General features: G+C 70.5%; 14 protein-coding genes. 7 read left to right on the top strand and 7 right to left on the bottom strand.

Annotation, left to right across the window (positions count from 1 at the left end; genetic code table 11):
- Nucleotides 1-52: 52 nt before the first annotated feature.
- Entirely contained in the window at nucleotides 53-1126 is a 1074-nt protein-coding gene (locus tag IF11_RS0118800) for a family 2 encapsulin nanocompartment cargo protein polyprenyl transferase (RefSeq protein WP_206300584.1), read from the bottom strand.
- 130 nt (nucleotides 1127-1256) lie between these two features.
- On the bottom strand, nucleotides 1257-2663 hold the full coding sequence (locus tag IF11_RS0118805; protein WP_030352793.1) for a family 2B encapsulin nanocompartment shell protein: 1407 nt from the start codon (nucleotides 2661-2663) through the stop codon (nucleotides 1257-1259).
- Nucleotides 2664-2852: 189 nt separating this feature from the next.
- Here IF11_RS0118805 and IF11_RS0118810 point away from each other — a divergent pair, with 189 nt between their 5' ends.
- Both IF11_RS0118810 and IF11_RS0118815 read left to right on the top strand, forming a co-directional pair.
- Nucleotides 2853-3443 (top strand): N-acetylmuramoyl-L-alanine amidase, encoded by a 591-nt coding sequence (locus IF11_RS0118810; protein WP_030352794.1) that lies wholly within the window; start codon nucleotides 2853-2855, stop codon nucleotides 3441-3443.
- A 73-nt stretch (nucleotides 3444-3516) separates the two neighbouring features.
- Nucleotides 3517-4578, top strand: a complete 1062-nt coding sequence (locus tag IF11_RS0118815; protein WP_078490770.1) for a 1-aminocyclopropane-1-carboxylate deaminase/D-cysteine desulfhydrase — start codon at nucleotides 3517-3519, stop codon at nucleotides 4576-4578.
- On the opposite strand, the gene IF11_RS0118820 is transcribed toward IF11_RS0118815, so the two are convergent.
- A complete protein-coding gene (locus IF11_RS0118820) occupies nucleotides 4560-6155 on the bottom strand; it encodes a Na+/H+ antiporter (RefSeq protein WP_030352796.1) in 1596 nt (531 codons plus the stop codon). The two genes, IF11_RS0118815 and IF11_RS0118820, sit on opposite strands and share 19 nt — an antisense overlap.
- A gap of 35 nt (nucleotides 6156-6190) precedes the next feature.
- Between IF11_RS0118820 and IF11_RS0118825 the strand changes: the two genes are divergently transcribed.
- From IF11_RS0118825 to IF11_RS0118835, 3 genes are all read left to right on the top strand, one after another.
- Nucleotides 6191-6451: a UBP-type zinc finger domain-containing protein gene (locus IF11_RS0118825; protein ID WP_030352797.1), complete on the top strand. Its 261-nt coding sequence runs from the start codon at nucleotides 6191-6193 to the stop codon at nucleotides 6449-6451.
- 255 nt (nucleotides 6452-6706) lie between these two features.
- Entirely contained in the window at nucleotides 6707-7120 is a 414-nt protein-coding gene (locus IF11_RS0118830; RefSeq protein WP_030352798.1) for an ATP-binding protein, read from the top strand.
- Entirely contained in the window at nucleotides 7117-8100 is a 984-nt protein-coding gene (locus tag IF11_RS0118835; RefSeq protein ID WP_030352799.1) for an RNA polymerase sigma factor SigF, read from the top strand. Before IF11_RS0118830 ends, IF11_RS0118835 begins: the two co-directional genes overlap by 4 nt.
- A gap of 90 nt (nucleotides 8101-8190) precedes the next feature.
- Here IF11_RS0118835 and IF11_RS0118840 read toward each other — a convergent pair whose 3' ends face one another.
- Complete coding sequence (locus IF11_RS0118840; protein WP_030352800.1) at nucleotides 8191-8631, bottom strand: hypothetical protein; 441 nt, start codon at nucleotides 8629-8631, stop codon at nucleotides 8191-8193.
- Nucleotides 8632-8757: 126 nt separating this feature from the next.
- Here IF11_RS0118840 and IF11_RS0118845 point away from each other — a divergent pair, with 126 nt between their 5' ends.
- Nucleotides 8758-9726, top strand: a complete 969-nt coding sequence (locus IF11_RS0118845; protein ID WP_030352801.1) for a diacylglycerol/lipid kinase family protein — start codon at nucleotides 8758-8760, stop codon at nucleotides 9724-9726.
- 317 nt (nucleotides 9727-10043) lie between these two features.
- Complete coding sequence (locus IF11_RS0118850) at nucleotides 10044-10301, top strand: WhiB family transcriptional regulator (protein WP_004937597.1); 258 nt, start codon at nucleotides 10044-10046, stop codon at nucleotides 10299-10301.
- 249 nt (nucleotides 10302-10550) lie between these two features.
- On the opposite strand, the gene IF11_RS0118855 is transcribed toward IF11_RS0118850, so the two are convergent.
- The 3 genes from IF11_RS0118855 to IF11_RS0118865 form a co-directional block, all read right to left on the bottom strand.
- Nucleotides 10551-12047: a sensor histidine kinase gene (locus IF11_RS0118855; protein WP_030352802.1), complete on the bottom strand. Its 1497-nt coding sequence runs from the start codon at nucleotides 12045-12047 to the stop codon at nucleotides 10551-10553.
- Nucleotides 12048-12402: 355 nt separating this feature from the next.
- Nucleotides 12403-13473 (bottom strand): SIS domain-containing protein, encoded by a 1071-nt coding sequence (locus IF11_RS0118860; RefSeq protein WP_030352803.1) that lies wholly within the window; start codon nucleotides 13471-13473, stop codon nucleotides 12403-12405.
- 138 nt (nucleotides 13474-13611) lie between these two features.
- Nucleotides 13612-14838, bottom strand: a complete 1227-nt coding sequence (locus tag IF11_RS0118865; protein ID WP_030352804.1) for a PP2C family protein-serine/threonine phosphatase — start codon at nucleotides 14836-14838, stop codon at nucleotides 13612-13614.
- Nucleotides 14839-14864 lie beyond the last annotated feature (26 nt).

Here is a 14864-nt window from a genome sequence, read left to right on the forward strand (position 1 = left end):
AGAGTTGGGCAAAGAAGGGCCGTACGCCCGCCTCAGCGGGTCCTCGCCCGCCTCAGCGGGTACGGCGCGTCACGAACTCCGCCAGGGCCAGCAGTTCGTCCGCCGCCGACAGATCGGGGACCGCCCGGGACAGTTCGTGCACGGCCCGGGACATCCGCTCGGCCGCCTGGAACTGCGCCCAGTCGCGCCCGCCCGCCCGTTCGACGGCCGCTGCCGCGCGCGCCACCGCTCCGGCGTCCATCGGCCCCCGGTACAGCTCGGCCAGCTCCTCGGCCGCCGGGGTGCCCGAGGCCAGGGCCGCGACCACCGGCAGGGACTTCTTGTGGGCGGCCAGATCCGCGCCGGCCGGTTTGCCCGTACGGTCGGGGTCGCCCCAGATCCCGATCAGGTCGTCGATCAGCTGGAAGGCGAGCCCCGCCTCCCTCCCGAAGGCGTCCAGCGCGGCGACCTGCTCCTCCCCCGCGCCCGCGTACAGCGCGCCGAGCGCGCAGGAAGTGCCCAGCAGGGCACCGGTCTTGGCCGTCGCCATGGCGACGCACTCGTCCAGCGAGACCTCGTGCGGATCGCGCTGCTCGAAGGCGCAGTCCGCCTGCTGGCCCGCGCACAGCTCGATGACACAGGCCGCGAGCCTGGCCGAGGCGGCGGCCGACGCCGGGTGCCGGTCCTCGGCGAGCAGCCGGAGCGCGAGGGCCATCATGGCGTCGCCCGCGATGATGGCGTCGGGGGTGCCGAAGACCGTCCAGGCGGTGGCGCGATGCCGCCGGGTCGGGTCCTCGTCGATCACATCGTCGTGGAGCAGCGTGAAGTTGTGCGCCAGCTCGACGGCGACGGCGGCCCGTACGGCGTGGTGCGGATCCCCGCCGAGCGACCGCGCCGCGGCGAGGACGAGCGCGGGTCTGATCGCCTTGCCCGCCCGGCCCGAGGCCGGGGTGCCGTCGGCGTGCTCCCAGCCGAAGTGGTACATCGCGACCCGGCGCAGGGAATCGGGCAACGACTCGACGGTGGTGCGGAGTTCGGGATGGACAGTGGTGCGGGTGCGCTCCAGGAGTGCCACGGCCTCGTGGCCCTCGGTGGCGGCATCCGTGCTGGTCGTGGTCACGGTCACTTCCTCTGCGGCATGAGGCATGCGGCCTGTGTCGTCGTGTGACATGGGGCATGCGGTGGGGACCAGGGCCTGACACCGGCTGCCGGTGCCCGGGTGCCCGGGGGGGCCGGCCGTACGGAGAGCACGGCCGGCCCCGTCCGGGCCGGTCACCTCACCCCCAGCGGCCCACTTCCACGTTCTCCAGCACACCGACGGCGTCCGGCACCAGAATGGCGGCCGAGTAGTAGGCCGTGACCAGGTACGAGATGATCGCCTGCTCGTCGATGCCCATGAAGCGGACCGACAGGCTCGGCTCGATCTCGTCCGGGATCCCGCTCTGCTGGAGGCCGATGACACCCTGCTCGGCCTCGCCCGTACGCATACAGATGATCGAGGTCGTCCGGGCGTCCGAGATCGGGATCTTGTTGGACGGGAAGATCGGCACCCCGCGCCAGGCGGGCACATGATGGCCCGCCACCTCCACACTGGCCGGAACGAGCCCCCGCTTGTTGCACTCGCGCCCGAACGCGGCGATTGCTCGCGGATGCGCGAGGAACATCTTCGAGCCGCGGCGGCGGGAGAGCAGTTCGTCCATGTCGTCCGGGCTCGGTCCGCCGTCGTGCGGCTGGAGCCGCTGCCCGTAGTCGCAGTTGTTGAGCAGACCGAACTCGCGGTTGTTGATCAGCTCGTGCTCCTGGCGCTCGCGCAGAGCCTCGACCGTGAGCCGCAACTGCTGCTCGGTCTGGTTCATGGGCTGGTTGTAGAGGTCGGCGACCCGGCTGTGCACCTTCAGTACGGTCTGCGCGACGCTCAGTTCGTACTCGCGCGGGGCCGCGTCGTAGTCCACGAACGTATGCGGCACGACGCTCTCGCCGACATGGCCGGCGGAGAGATCGATCTCGGCCTCGCCGTACTTGTTGGTGCGCTGGTGCGGTACGGACGCCACCGCCGCCAGATGGTGGCGCAGCGAGTCCTCGCGCTCCGCGAGGTTGCGTACGTCCCGCCGGCTCAGCACCAGCACGGTGCAGGCCGTCGCCGCCCTCGCGGTGTACTCCCAGGTGGCCTCCCCGTCCACCAGGGCCTGGTCGCCGAAGTACGCCCCGTCGGCGAGCACTTCGAGCACGGCGTCGTCCCCGTAGGGACCCGAGCCGACCTTCTCGACCCGGCCGTGCGCCAGCAGAAAGACCTCGTCCGCCGCGTCGCCGGAGGCCACCATGACCTGGCCCGCCGCGAACTCCCGCTGCTCGCAGCGGCGCGCCAGCTCGGACAGCACGCCGTCATCGCCGTACGCGCGCAGCGCCGGCAGCTCGCCGAGCTCGGCGGGGATGACCGCGACGCGGTCCCCCGTCTGCACGAACGTCACGCGTCCGTCGCCGACCGCGTAGCTGAGCCTGCGGTTCACCCGGTACGTACCGCCCTGAACCTGCACCCAGGGCAGCATCCGCAGCAGCCACCGTGAGGTGATCTCCTGCATCTGCGGTACCGATTTGGTGGTGGTCGCCAGGTTCCGGGCGGCGGCCGTTCCCAGACTCTGCTGGGACGGCGGCTGCGCTGCGAGAACCTCGTTACCAACCGACATGAAGTCTCCCCTTCGATCATGTGCTGACCTGCGAGAAGAATGGTTCCATCACGTGGCGTGCATCCGCCATTACACATATGAGTGGGACTGGATCACTCAGAACGGGGAACTACACGCGCACGTTCGTCACATCCGGACGCAGTGCACCGCACACCGAACTCCGCACACCAAAACGCAAGGAGTCCCCCCATGGCCCCACCCATGTCCGCGGCCCTGTTCCTCGACGCCCTGAAGAGTGAAGGGCTGACCGTCGTCGAGGTCGGCGACTGGCGCACCCACAACCGCGACCACCAGGGCCCCTGGGGGCCCGTACACGGCGTGGTCATCCATCACACCGTCACCCGGGGCACGGACGCCACGGTGCGGCTGTGCAGGGACGGCCACGACGCGCTGCCGGGGCCGCTGTGCCACGGCGTGATCGCCAAGGACGGCACGGTCCATCTGGTCGGCTACGGACGCGCCAATCACGCGGGGTCGGGCGACGGCGACGTACTGAAGGCCGTGATCGCCGAGAAGCGCCTCCCCCCGGACAACGCGGCCGACACCGACGGGAACCGGCACTTCTACGGCTTCGAGTGCGAGAACCTCGGCGACGGCAAGGACCCATGGCCCGAAACCCAGTTGGCGGCCATCGAGAAGGCCGCGGCGGCGGTCTGCCGGCACCACGGCTGGGGCGCCGGGTCGGTGATCGGGCATCTGGAGTGGCAGCCCGGCAAGGTCGACCCACGCGGCTTCACGATGGACTCCCTGCGGGACCGCGTCCGCGACCGTCTGAAGTGACGCGCTCCACGGGACACGTCGTGCCGGGGTCTGTCATACGAAGCCCCGCCCCGGGTGACGCCACAATGAAGGGGTGCCCCGCCCTGAAACGCCCGACCTCGCCGCTCTGCGGCCCCGGCTGCCCTCGCCGCTGGTGCCCGCCGACGACGAGCGCTTCGCGCGCCACGGCGTACGGCTGCTGCTCAAACGTGACGATCTGATCCACCCCGAACTGGCCGGCAACAAGTGGCGCAAACTGGCGCCGAATCTGCGGGCCGCCGCCGCGAGCGGCCGGCGGACGCTGCTGACCTTCGGCGGCGCGTACTCCAACCATCTGCGCGCGACCGCCGCCGCCGGCCGGCTCCTCGGTTTCGCCACCGTCGGTGTCGTACGGGGCGAGGAGCTGGCGGGACGGCCGCTCAATCCGTCGCTCGCCCGGTGCGCGGCCGACGGGATGCGGCTGTGTTTCGTGGACCGCGCGGCCTACCGGCGCAAGTCGGAGCCCGAGGTGGTGGCCGCCGTCCTGGGCCGCGCGGGGCTGGAGCCCGACGCCGTGTACGTCGTACCGGAAGGCGGCAGCAACGCGCTCGCGGCCCGGGGCTGCGCCGAGCTGGGTCGGGAGCTGCGCGGCGTGGCGGGGACCGTCGCCGTGGCCTGTGGCACCGGCGGGACGCTCGCGGGGCTCGCCGCCGGGCTCGGGAGCGGTCAGCGGGCCGTGGGATTCCCGGTGCTCAGGGGCGACTTCCTGGAGCGGGAGATACGGGAGCTGCAACAGGCCGCGTTCGGCGGCCCCGTGGGCGACTGGCGGCTCGACGGGCGCTTCCACTTCGGCGGCTTCGCCCGTACCACCCCCGCGCTCGACGCGTTCGCCGAGGAGTTCGGGGAGCGGCACGGGCTGCGGGTGGAACGTCTCTATGTCGCCAAAATGCTGTACGGCCTGACCGCGCTGGCCGAGGAGGGCGCCTTCCGGCCGGGCACGACCGTCGCCGCCGTCATCACGGGCCAACCGGAACCGTCCCAACCGGAACTGTCCGAGCCCGAGCGGTCCGAGCCGGAGCCGTCCGAGCCGGAGCCGTCCGAGCCCGAGCGGTCCGAGCCGGAGCCGTCCGAGCCCGAGACGCCTCAGCCGGAGCCGCCTCAGCCCTCCTCCCGGTAGGCCGCCGCCTCCTCCAGGTCCAGTCTGCGCAGCAGCGTCCGCATCATCTCGTCGTCGATCCGCCGCCGGTCCCGCAGTTCCACGAACACCTCGCGCTCCGCCTCGATCATCTCCCGTGCCAGCCGCCGGTAGGTCTCGTCCGCCGACTCCCCCGTCACCTCGTTGACCGCCCCGAGCCGCTCCCAGACGGCGTTGCGGCGGCGCTCCAGGACGTGACGGAGCCGGTCGGCCAGCGGCGGCGGCAGCGCGTTGCGCTCATCGGCCAGCAGGGCGTCCAGCCGCCGTTCCGCCGCTCCCGACGCCTCGCTCTGCGCCTGCGCCTCGGCCAGGGTCTCGGCCTGCCGGTCGCGGCCCGGGATCTTGAGCAGCCGGATCAGCGGGGGCAGCGTGAGGCCCTGCACGACCAGCGTGCCGATCACGGTCGTGAAGGTCAGGAACAGGACAAGGTTGCGCCCGGGGAACGGCCGGCCGTCCTCCAGCGTCAGCGGGATCGAGAACGCGATCGCCAGCGACACCACTCCGCGCATCCCGGCCCAGCCGACGATCAGCGGCGCGGTCCAGTTGGTGTCCGGTTCGCGCTTCCTGATCCCCGGGAACAGCGCCCGCGGCAGGAAGGTCGCCGGATAGACCCAGACGAATCTGACCGCCACCACCACCACGAACACGCCCAGCGCGTATAGCAGCGATTCACCGACCCCGTACTCCCCGAGTCCCCTGACCACATAGGACAGCTGGAGTCCGATCAGCGCGAACACCGCCGACTCCAGCACGAACGCGACCATCTTCCACACCGCCGCTTCCTGGAGCCGGGTCGCGAAGTCCACCTGCCAGGAACGGTGTCCGAGATAGAGCGCGACCACCACGACGGCCAGCACCCCGGACGCGCCCACGTATTCGGCCAGCGCGTAGGCGAGGAACGGGATGAGCAGCGAGAGGGTGTTCTGCAGCAGCGCCTCGGTCAGATGCGTACGGAGCCAGTGCAGCGGCACCATCAGCACCAGCCCCACCCCGATGCCGCCGAGCGACGCCAGCGCGAACTCCCCGATCCCGCCGGCCCAGCTCGCGCCCGCGCCGACCGCCGCGGCCAGCGCCACCTTGAACGCGGTGATCGCCGTCGCGTCGTTCACCAGTGACTCGCCCTGGAGGATGGTGGTGATCCGGTTCGGCAGCCCCAGTTTGCGCGCGATGGCCGTGGCGGCGACCGCGTCCGGCGGTGCGACCACCGCGCCGAGCACCAGCGCCGTGGTCAACGGCAGATCGGGCACCAGCAGATACACCAGCCAGCCGACCGCGACCGTCGCGAAGAGGACATACCCCACCGAGAGCAGCGCGACCGGCCTGATGTTCGCCCGCAGATCGAGATACGAACTGTCCACCGCGGCCGTGTACAACAGCGGCGGCAGCACCAGCGGCAGCACGACATGCGGATCCAGTGTGTAGTCCGGTACTCCCGGCACATACGAGGCGCCCAGCCCCGCGGCGACCAACAGCAACGGCGCGGCGACCGGCGTCCTGCGGGCCGCGCCGGCGATAGCCGCGCTCCCCGCCACCAGCGCGATCAGCGGCAATACGTCCATTCCACGTCCTCTGCACCCGTCGTAACCTGGTCATCATGAGCGAGTGCCCCCACGTCGCGGAACTGCCGCGCCCCGAGCCCACGCCGCGTGGCGACACCTGCCGCGAGTGTCTCGCGGCCGGCAGCCACCCCGTACAGCTGCGGATCTGCCTGGTCTGCGGAGAGATCGGCTGCTGTGACTCCTCGCCGTACCAACATGCGACACAACACTTCAAGGACACGGGGCATGCCGTGATGCGGAGTTTCGAGCCCGGGGAGAGCTGGCAGTGGTGCTTCGTGGACGGTTCGATCGTCTGACGGCTGGGTACGTCAACCCTCCGCCGGTTCTTCGTAATTGGACGCCACAGACCCCTAGCCACTTTCTGTGTTCATATGCTTACCATGAGTGACAGTCGCCGGAAGGGGGTCCCGGCGACACAGCACCATGGATCGCGATAGCGTCGCCACTCCAGACCGGCTACGTACCGACTACGTACCGACTACGTACCGCAAGGCTCCGGGACATCCCCTGTCCCTGAGCCCAGAAGAGCTTGTGCCACCTTGGAGGTGAGGGTGTCCCAGATCGCAGGCGAGCCCGGGACCCAGGACTTCGTGGAAGTCCGGCTGCCCGCTGCGGGTGCCTACCTGTCCGTGCTGCGTACGGCCACGGCCGGCCTCGCGGCGCGCTTGGACTTCACCCTCGACGAGATCGAGGACCTCCGCATCGCGGTGGACGAGGCCTGCGCGATCCTGCTCCAGCAGGCCGTACCGGGCTCCGTACTCAGCTGCGTCTTCCGGCTCATCGAGGACGCGCTCGAAGTGACCGTGTCGGCGCCCACCACCGACGGGCGCGCGCCGGAGCGCGACACCTTCGCCTGGACAGTGCTCTCCGCGCTGGCCGGCAAGGTCGACTCGACGGTCGCCGAGGACCGTACGGTCACCATCAGCCTCTACAAACAGCGCGGCGCGGGACCCGGGCCGGCGTGAGGAACGGGGACGGTCCGGTGCGTGACGAGGGGCGCATCCCACGGGAGCCGCGGGAAGGGCACGAAGCTCCGTCGGAGCCGGCGCCCGCCCCCGCGGGCATCCCGGAGCAGCAGGCCCGCCCCCACCCGGAGGACGGACTTGACGGCCAGACGGCCGCGGCGGAGCAGGCGCAGGCAGAGCGGGCGGCCACTATGAGCGAGCAGCACAACGACAAGCACCACGATCCACATGACCGCAGCGGTGCGCGGGCGATGTTCATCGAGCTGCGCAAGCTGCCTGACGGCTCGCCCGAGAAGGCGGACCTCCGCAATCAGCTGGTGCGGATGCATCTGCCGCTGGTCGAGCATCTGGCGAGACGGTTCCGCAACCGCGGCGAGCCGCTGGACGATCTGACGCAGGTCGCCACCATCGGTCTGATCAAGTCCGTGGACCGGTTCGATCCGGAGCGTGGTGTCGAGTTCTCGACGTATGCGACGCCGACGGTCGTCGGGGAGATCAAGCGGCATTTCCGGGACAAGGGCTGGGCGGTCCGGGTGCCGCGCCGCCTCCAGGAACTGCGGCTCGCCCTGACGACCGCCACCGCCGAACTCTCCCAGCAGCACGGCCGTTCGCCCACGGTCCATGAGCTGGCGGAGCGGCTCGGCATCTCGGAGGAAGAGGTCCTGGAGGGCCTGGAATCCGCCAACGCGTACTCCACACTGTCGCTGGACGTCCCGGACACGGACGACGAGTCCCCGGCGGTCGCGGACACCCTGGGCGCGGAGGACGAGGCGCTGGAGGGCGTCGAGTACCGCGAGTCGCTCAAGCCGCTGCTGGAGGATCTGCCGCCGCGAGAGAAGCGGATTCTTCTGCTCCGGTTCTTCGGCAATATGACGCAGTCGCAGATCGCGCAGGAGGTCGGCATCTCGCAGATGCATGTCTCGCGACTGCTGGCCCGTACGCTCGCGCAGCTGCGCGAGCGGCTGTTGGTGGAGGAATAGAGCGGTACGGGGGCTCCAGGGCCTGTCTTCAAAGTAGCGCCGTCCGCCCGGAGGACGGGCGCCGGGCAGGCGGGACTTTGAAGACAGGCCCTAGCGCTGGGAGCCGTCGGCCGCGCCGCGGATGCCGAGGGCTTCCGTGGTGGTCGGGTTGACCAGCAGGACCAGCCCCGTCACCGCGACCACCGCGAGCGCGATTCCGGCCGGGATCATGCCGCCCGTGGAGGTCAGCAGCGTATAGGCGACGGGCAGCGCCATGATCTGGGTGATCAGCGCGGGCCCCCGGCTCCAGGCGCGCCGCAGCAGCAGCCCGCGCGCGGCGATCAGCGGGATGACACCGAGCGCGATCAGGGTGATCCCGCCCATCTCCGCCTGCTGCGGGCTGTCGGGCTTCCCGAGCAACCCCATCACCAGCAGATACACACCGCCGACGACCAGCGCCAGGGCTTCGAGCCCACAGGCGCCGGCCGCCGCGGTCAGGCGCTGGGGGCGCGGGGAGGATGCGGGGGCGGTCTGCTCGCTGCTGCTGCTCACCCCTGCAGGGTAACCACAGGGCCGCCGCGCACCCCCCGACAGGCCCCGCCGTCCCGGCCCGGCGGACCCCGGTGTCCCCGGCTCCCGGGGACGACCCTCCGGCGCCCGGCCGGTAATCTGCTGGGCATGCGCGCACTTCTCGTGGTCAATCCGGCAGCAACCACCACCAGTGCCCGCACACGTGACGTACTGATCCACGCGCTCGCCAGCGAGATGAAGCTGGAAGCGGTGACCACGGAATACCGCGGACACGCCCGTGACCTGGGCAGACGGGCCGCCGACTCGGACGACATCGAGCTGGTCGTCGCCCTCGGCGGTGACGGTACGGTCAACGAGGTCGTCAACGGACTGCTGCACAACGGCCCCGATCCCGACCGGCTGCCGCGCCTCGCGGTGGTCCCCGGCGGTTCGACCAATGTCTTCGCCCGCGCGCTCGGGCTGCCCAATGACGCGGTCGAGGCGACCGGCGCGATCCTGGACGCGCTCGCCCTGCGGAGCGAACGTACGGTCGGTCTGGGACTGGCGGCCGGGACGCCGGGCACCGAGGACGAGTCCGTACCGTCCCGCTGGTTCACCTTCTGCGCCGGCTTCGGTTTCGACGCGGGAGTGATCGGGCGAGTCGAACAACAACGGGAGCGCGGGAAACGATCGACGCACGCGCTCTATGTGCGCCAGGTGGTACGCCAGTTCCTGGAGGAGCCGCATCGGCGGGGCGGGCTGATCACACTGGAACGCCCCGGTGAGGATCCGGTGAAAGATCTTGTCCTCTCCATAATCTGCAACACCGCTCCCTGGACCTACCTGGGCAATCGTCCGGTGTACGCGTCTCCCGCAGCCTCTTTCGATCTCGCTCTCGATGTCCTCGGACTGAGCAGAATGTCGACTCCCGCGGTGGCCAGATATGCGACCCAATTGCTCACTTCTACCCCCGATCGGGGCCCCCGCGGACGCCATGCGGTGTCTCTTCATGACCTGACCGACTTCACCTTGCATTCCAAGGCGCCCCTCCCCTTCCAGATGGACGGCGACCACCTCGGACTGCGTACGAGCGTGACGTTCACAGGCGTACGCCGTGCACTGCGTGTGATTGTGTGAGTGGAAGGGGTCAAAGTCCTTTCACTCGAACGTTTAGGCTGGCATCCACCCCATGGAAGTACGGCTGTGACCTAGTCGACACCGAGGAATCAAAAAAAACTTTCCAGAAGGGGTTGTATCCGCCGCCGAGGTTTGCGAATCTCTACATGGCGCTCGGGACGGCCCGCTCCACCGGCCTCCCTGAGAGCCAGAACCCCTCCTCAAACCAAGGACCCCACCAGTTTCGGCTGGCGGTCGGCCCTTCCCTTGTCGGGGGATTCGTGAAAGCGTTCACATTCACAAGCAATCTGCACGTAATACCAAGAGAGGTAGCAGCCATGGACTGGCGTCACAACGCCGTTTGCCGCGAGGAAGACCCCGAGCTGTTCTTCCCCATCGGCAACACCGGTCCTGCGCTGCTGCAGATCGAGGAAGCCAAGGCCGTCTGCCGTCGCTGCCCCGTCATGGAGCAGTGCCTGCAGTGGGCACTTGAGTCCGGCCAGGACTCGGGTGTCTGGGGTGGCCTCAGCGAGGACGAGCGCCGCGCTATGAAGCGCCGCGCCGCTCGTAACCGGGCGCGTAACGCGACCGCCTGAAGCACCCCGCCACGAGCCCTGGCCGGCGGAGCGTACAGCGTGTACGCATAGCCCCGCCCCCGAAACGCAGCGCGCAGTACCCCCCGATGCGCATCGCAAAGTGAGCTTCGAGCCGAGCCCCGGACCGTCACCACGGTCCGGGGCTCGCTGCTGTGCCGGGCCGGACGAAATCTGGCCGGACGAAATCCGGGCGGCCGATACCGGGCGGCCGATACCGGGCGGGACGAAAAGACGCTCCTCGGCGGGGGGTTACTTCTGGGGCTCCACCGGAATGTCCAGCATCACGCGCGTACCGCGCACCGGCGCCGGCACCATGTCGAAGCCGCCGCCCAACTCCCCTTCCACCAGGGTCCGTACGATCTGGAGCCCCAGGTTTCCGGTGCGCTGCGGATCGAATCCCTCGGGCAGCCCGCGCCCGTCGTCCTGGATGGTGATCATGAGCCGGGCGTCCGAGCGGGCCCCCTCGCCGCGCTTGGCCCCCGGTGCGTCACCACTGCGGACCGCCGAGACATCGACCCGGCCCTCCTCCCCCGGCGCGAAGGCGTGCTCCAGCGCGTTCTGGAGAATCTCGGTGAGCACCATCGAGAGCGGCGTGGCCACTTCGGCGTCGAGCACGCCGAACTTCCCCGTACGGCGGCAGACGACCTTGCCGGGCGAGATCTCGGCGACCATCGCCAGCACCCGGTCGGCGATCTCGTCGAACTCGACGCGCTCGTCCAGATTCTGAGACAGCGTCTCGTGCACGATGGCGATCGAACCGACGCGCCGTACGGCCTCGTCCAGGGCCTCCCTGCCCTGGGCGGAGTCCATCCGCCTGGACTGGAGCCTGAGAAGCGCGGCGACCGTCTGGAGGTTGTTCTTCACCCGGTGGTGGATCTCCCGGATGGTGGCGTCCTTGGTGATCAACTCGCGCTCGCGGCGGCGCAGTTCCGTCACATCGCGGAGCAGCACCAGAGAGCCGATCCGGGTGCCCTTGGGCTTGAGGGGGATGGCGCGCAGCTGGATGACCCCGCCGCTGCCCTCCACCTCGGTCTCGCGGGGCGCGTACCCGCTGGCCAGTTTGACCATGGCCTCGTCCACCGGGCCGCGCGCGGGGGCCAGTTCGTCGGTGGTGCGGCCGAGATGGTGTCCCACCAGGTCGGACGCGAGTCCCAATCGGTGATACGCGGAAAGGGCGTTGGGGCTCGCGTACTGGACGACCCCGTCCGCGTCCAGCCGGATCAGCCCGTCACCGACGCGCGGGGACGCGTCCATGTCGACCTGCTGGCCGGGGAAGGGGAAGGACCCGGCGGCGATCATCTGGGCCAGGTCGGAGGCGGACTGGAGATAGGTGAGCTCCAGCCGGCTGGGCGTGCGGACCGTGAGCAGATTGGTGTTGCGCGCGATGACCCCGAGGACGCGGCCGTCGCGCCGTACGGGGATGGACTCGACCCGTACGGGCACCTCCTCACGCCACTCGGGATCGCCCTCCCGGACGATCCGGCCCTCGTCGAGCGCCGCGTCCAGCAGCGGCCGGCGGCCGCGCGGGACGAGATGGCCGACCATGTCGTCCTGGTAGGAGGTGGGTCCGGTGTTGGGGCGCATCTGCGCGACGGACACATAGCGGGTGCCGTCGCGGGTGGGGACCCAGAGCACGAGATCCGCGAAGGAGAGGTCGGAGAGCAGCTGCCACTCCGAGACCAGCAGATGCAGCCACTCAAGGTCGGACTCACTGAGGGCTGTGTGCTGGCGTACGAGGTCGTTCATGGAGGGCACACAAGCGAGCGTACCCGCGGCATGAACCCGGACGAACCGTGGTCTGTACTGGAGGGTACGAAGGGAAATAGGCTCGGTACACGCATGGACAGGCCAGAATGGTCTAGTCCACAATGCTGTAAGAGCCTCCGCCCTCCCCGCACAGGAGGGTGGACCGAGGTGCCGGCGCTCTCTGCCCTGACTGCGACGGGACCTCTCCCAACGGCCACGCGGGACCGCACACCCTTCCCCTGCCAGGGGCGGGGAGACCCCGTGGCCGTAGCAACTCCGGGCTGCGGTGCCGGACGGGTTGAGGGTCCCGTCGCGGCGCCGCGGCCCGCGGGTACGAACCCCTTCCGGAGCCCTGTCAGTCGGTCTCCGGTGTCTTCGCCATCGTGCGCGGCGCGTCCGGATCCTGGCCCCTGGCGATGGCGACCTCGTGGGCCAGCAGTTGGAGCGGCAGGATCTGCAGGATCGGCTGAAGCTCCTCAGGCACCCCGTCCGTCGGCAGCACGAACCCCGCCGACGCCGCCTCGACCTCCGCCTGGGATCCCACCACGAACAGATCGGCTCCCCGGGCCCGCAGCCGGGCGAGGACCGCCTGAAGGGCCTCACCGCCCTTGCCCTCGGGGACGATCGCGATCACCGGCGAGATGTTGTCGACCATCGCGAGCGGACCGTGCAGCAGATCCGCACCGGAGTAGGAGAGCGCGGGGATGTAGCAGGTCTCCATCAGCTTGAGTGCCGCCTCCTTCGCCGTCGGATAGCCGTAGCCCCGGGAGATGATCACCATCCGCTCGGCGAAGCGGTAGCGCGAGGCGAGCGCCCGTACCTCGCCCGTGCGCGCCAGCACCCGTTGCGCGAGGTCCGGCAGATCGCCGGCCGCCGCGCCGTCACGGCCGCCGAGCGCCTCGGCGAAGAGATACAGCGAGAGCAGCGAGGCGGTGTACGACTTGGTGGCGGGCAGCGCCCTCTCCGGGCCCGCCAGGACGTCGATATGGAACTCCGCCACGGCGGTCAGCGCCGAGTCCGGGTTGTTGGTCACCGCGAGCGTGGTCGCGCCGGCCTCCCGCGCGGCCCAGGTGGACGCCACCAGGTCGGGCGAGCCGCCCCACTGGCTGACGCCGATGACCAGCACATCGGTGAGGTCCGGCTTCGCGCCGTACGCCGTCGTCGTGGACATGGAGGCCAGTCCGCAGGGCAGTCCGCACCGGATCTCCAGCAGATACTTCGCGTACAGCGCGGCGTGGTCGGACGTACCGCGGGCGGTGAGCAGGACGAAGCGCGGCTCACGCGCCGCGATGGCCGCCGCCACCTCGCGGATGCCGGGCGTGCCGTCCCGGAGGATCCGCCGCAGTACGGCGGACTGCTCCGCGACCTCGGCGGACATGATGCCGCCGGCCCGCTCGCACGACTCGCCCGGCAGCGCGGCTGACATGCTGGGTTGCCTCCAAAGTCGGTCATACCCTTCGGCCCCTCCCAGTCGACCATGGGCCGCCGCGCCCCCGCCACCGGGCAGCCCCCGCCCGCCCCGTCCGTCGGCTGCTCGGACTTCGGCCGCTCGGACTCCGGCCGCTCAGAGCCGGACGATGACCAGGGCCGTGTCGTCGGTGGCTCCCTGGGGAGGCAGGAGATCGAACAGGAGCGCGTCGGCGAGGGGTTCGAGGTCGGCGGCCCGGTGGCGGGTGAGGGAGCGGGCGAGGCGGGCCAGGCCGGCGTCGATGTCCTCACCGCGGCGTTCGATCAGACCGTCGGTGTACAGGACGAGGGTGTCGCCCTCGGCGAAGGCGGTGGCGGCCTGGGGGCGGGGGACGTGCTCCGGGCGGGCGCCGAGCGGGGGGTCGGTGGCCCGGTCGAGGAACTCGACGCCGCCGTAGGCGTGCAGCAGGGCCGCCGGGGGGTGGCCCGCGCTGCTGTAGGCGAGGGTGTGGCTGTCCCAGTCGATGGAGATCTCCACGGCGGTGGTGGACTCGGCGCCGTCGACGGAGCGGGCGTACAGACCGAGGACGTCCAGGGCCTTGGCCGGGCCGTCGGCGACGCGGGAGGCGGCGCTGAGAGCGCTGCGCAGCAGGCCCATGACGCCGGCGGCGTGCAGGCCGTGGCCGACGACATCGCCGACGGAGACACCGATGCGGTCGCCGGGCAGGTCGACGAGGTCGTACCAGTCGCCGCAGACGTTCAGGGTGCCGACGGCGGGCCGGTACCGTACGGCGGCCCGGTGGTGGCCCACGTCCGCGGGGGCGGGCAGCATCGCCTTCTGGAGGGCGAGGGCGACCTCGCGTTCGCGGGCGTGGGCCTGGCGCAGGCGTTCGTTGACCTCTTGCAGCTCCCTGGCCCGGGTGTAGAGCTCGGCTTCGAGGACGGGGGTGCGGGAGCTGTCGGAAGAATCGCGGGCCTTGATGAGCTGGGTGACCTCCTCCACCCGGTGCACCACCAGGGCGACGCTGCCGTCGGGGCCGAACAGCGGGGCGTTGACCGGGCTCCAGTAGCGCTCTTCCCATTCGCCGGGCCGCTCCGTGGACTGCACGTCGTAGCGCTGCAGGGCCATGGCATCGCGCTCGCCGGTGGCCACCACACGCAGCAGCGAGGCGCTCAGGTTGCGCATGCCGCTGGCGCCGGGGTCGTCCGGGTTGTCGGGGAACACGTCGAACAGATACCGGCCGATCACCTGCTCGCGGGTGCGCCCGGCGGAGAGGAGGTATGCCTCGTTCGCGTCCGCGTAGACCAGCTCGGGTGTCAGCAGCGCCACCATGCCGGGCAGCACCTGGAACACCGCCGCGTAGTCGATCACCGCATCCGTCATGCTGTGCCCGCCTTCAGCGCCCTTCA

This window comes from Streptomyces scopuliridis RB72, assembly GCF_000718095.1.
In the GTDB taxonomy this organism is placed as follows: Bacteria; Actinomycetota; Actinomycetes; order Streptomycetales; family Streptomycetaceae; genus Streptomyces; species Streptomyces scopuliridis.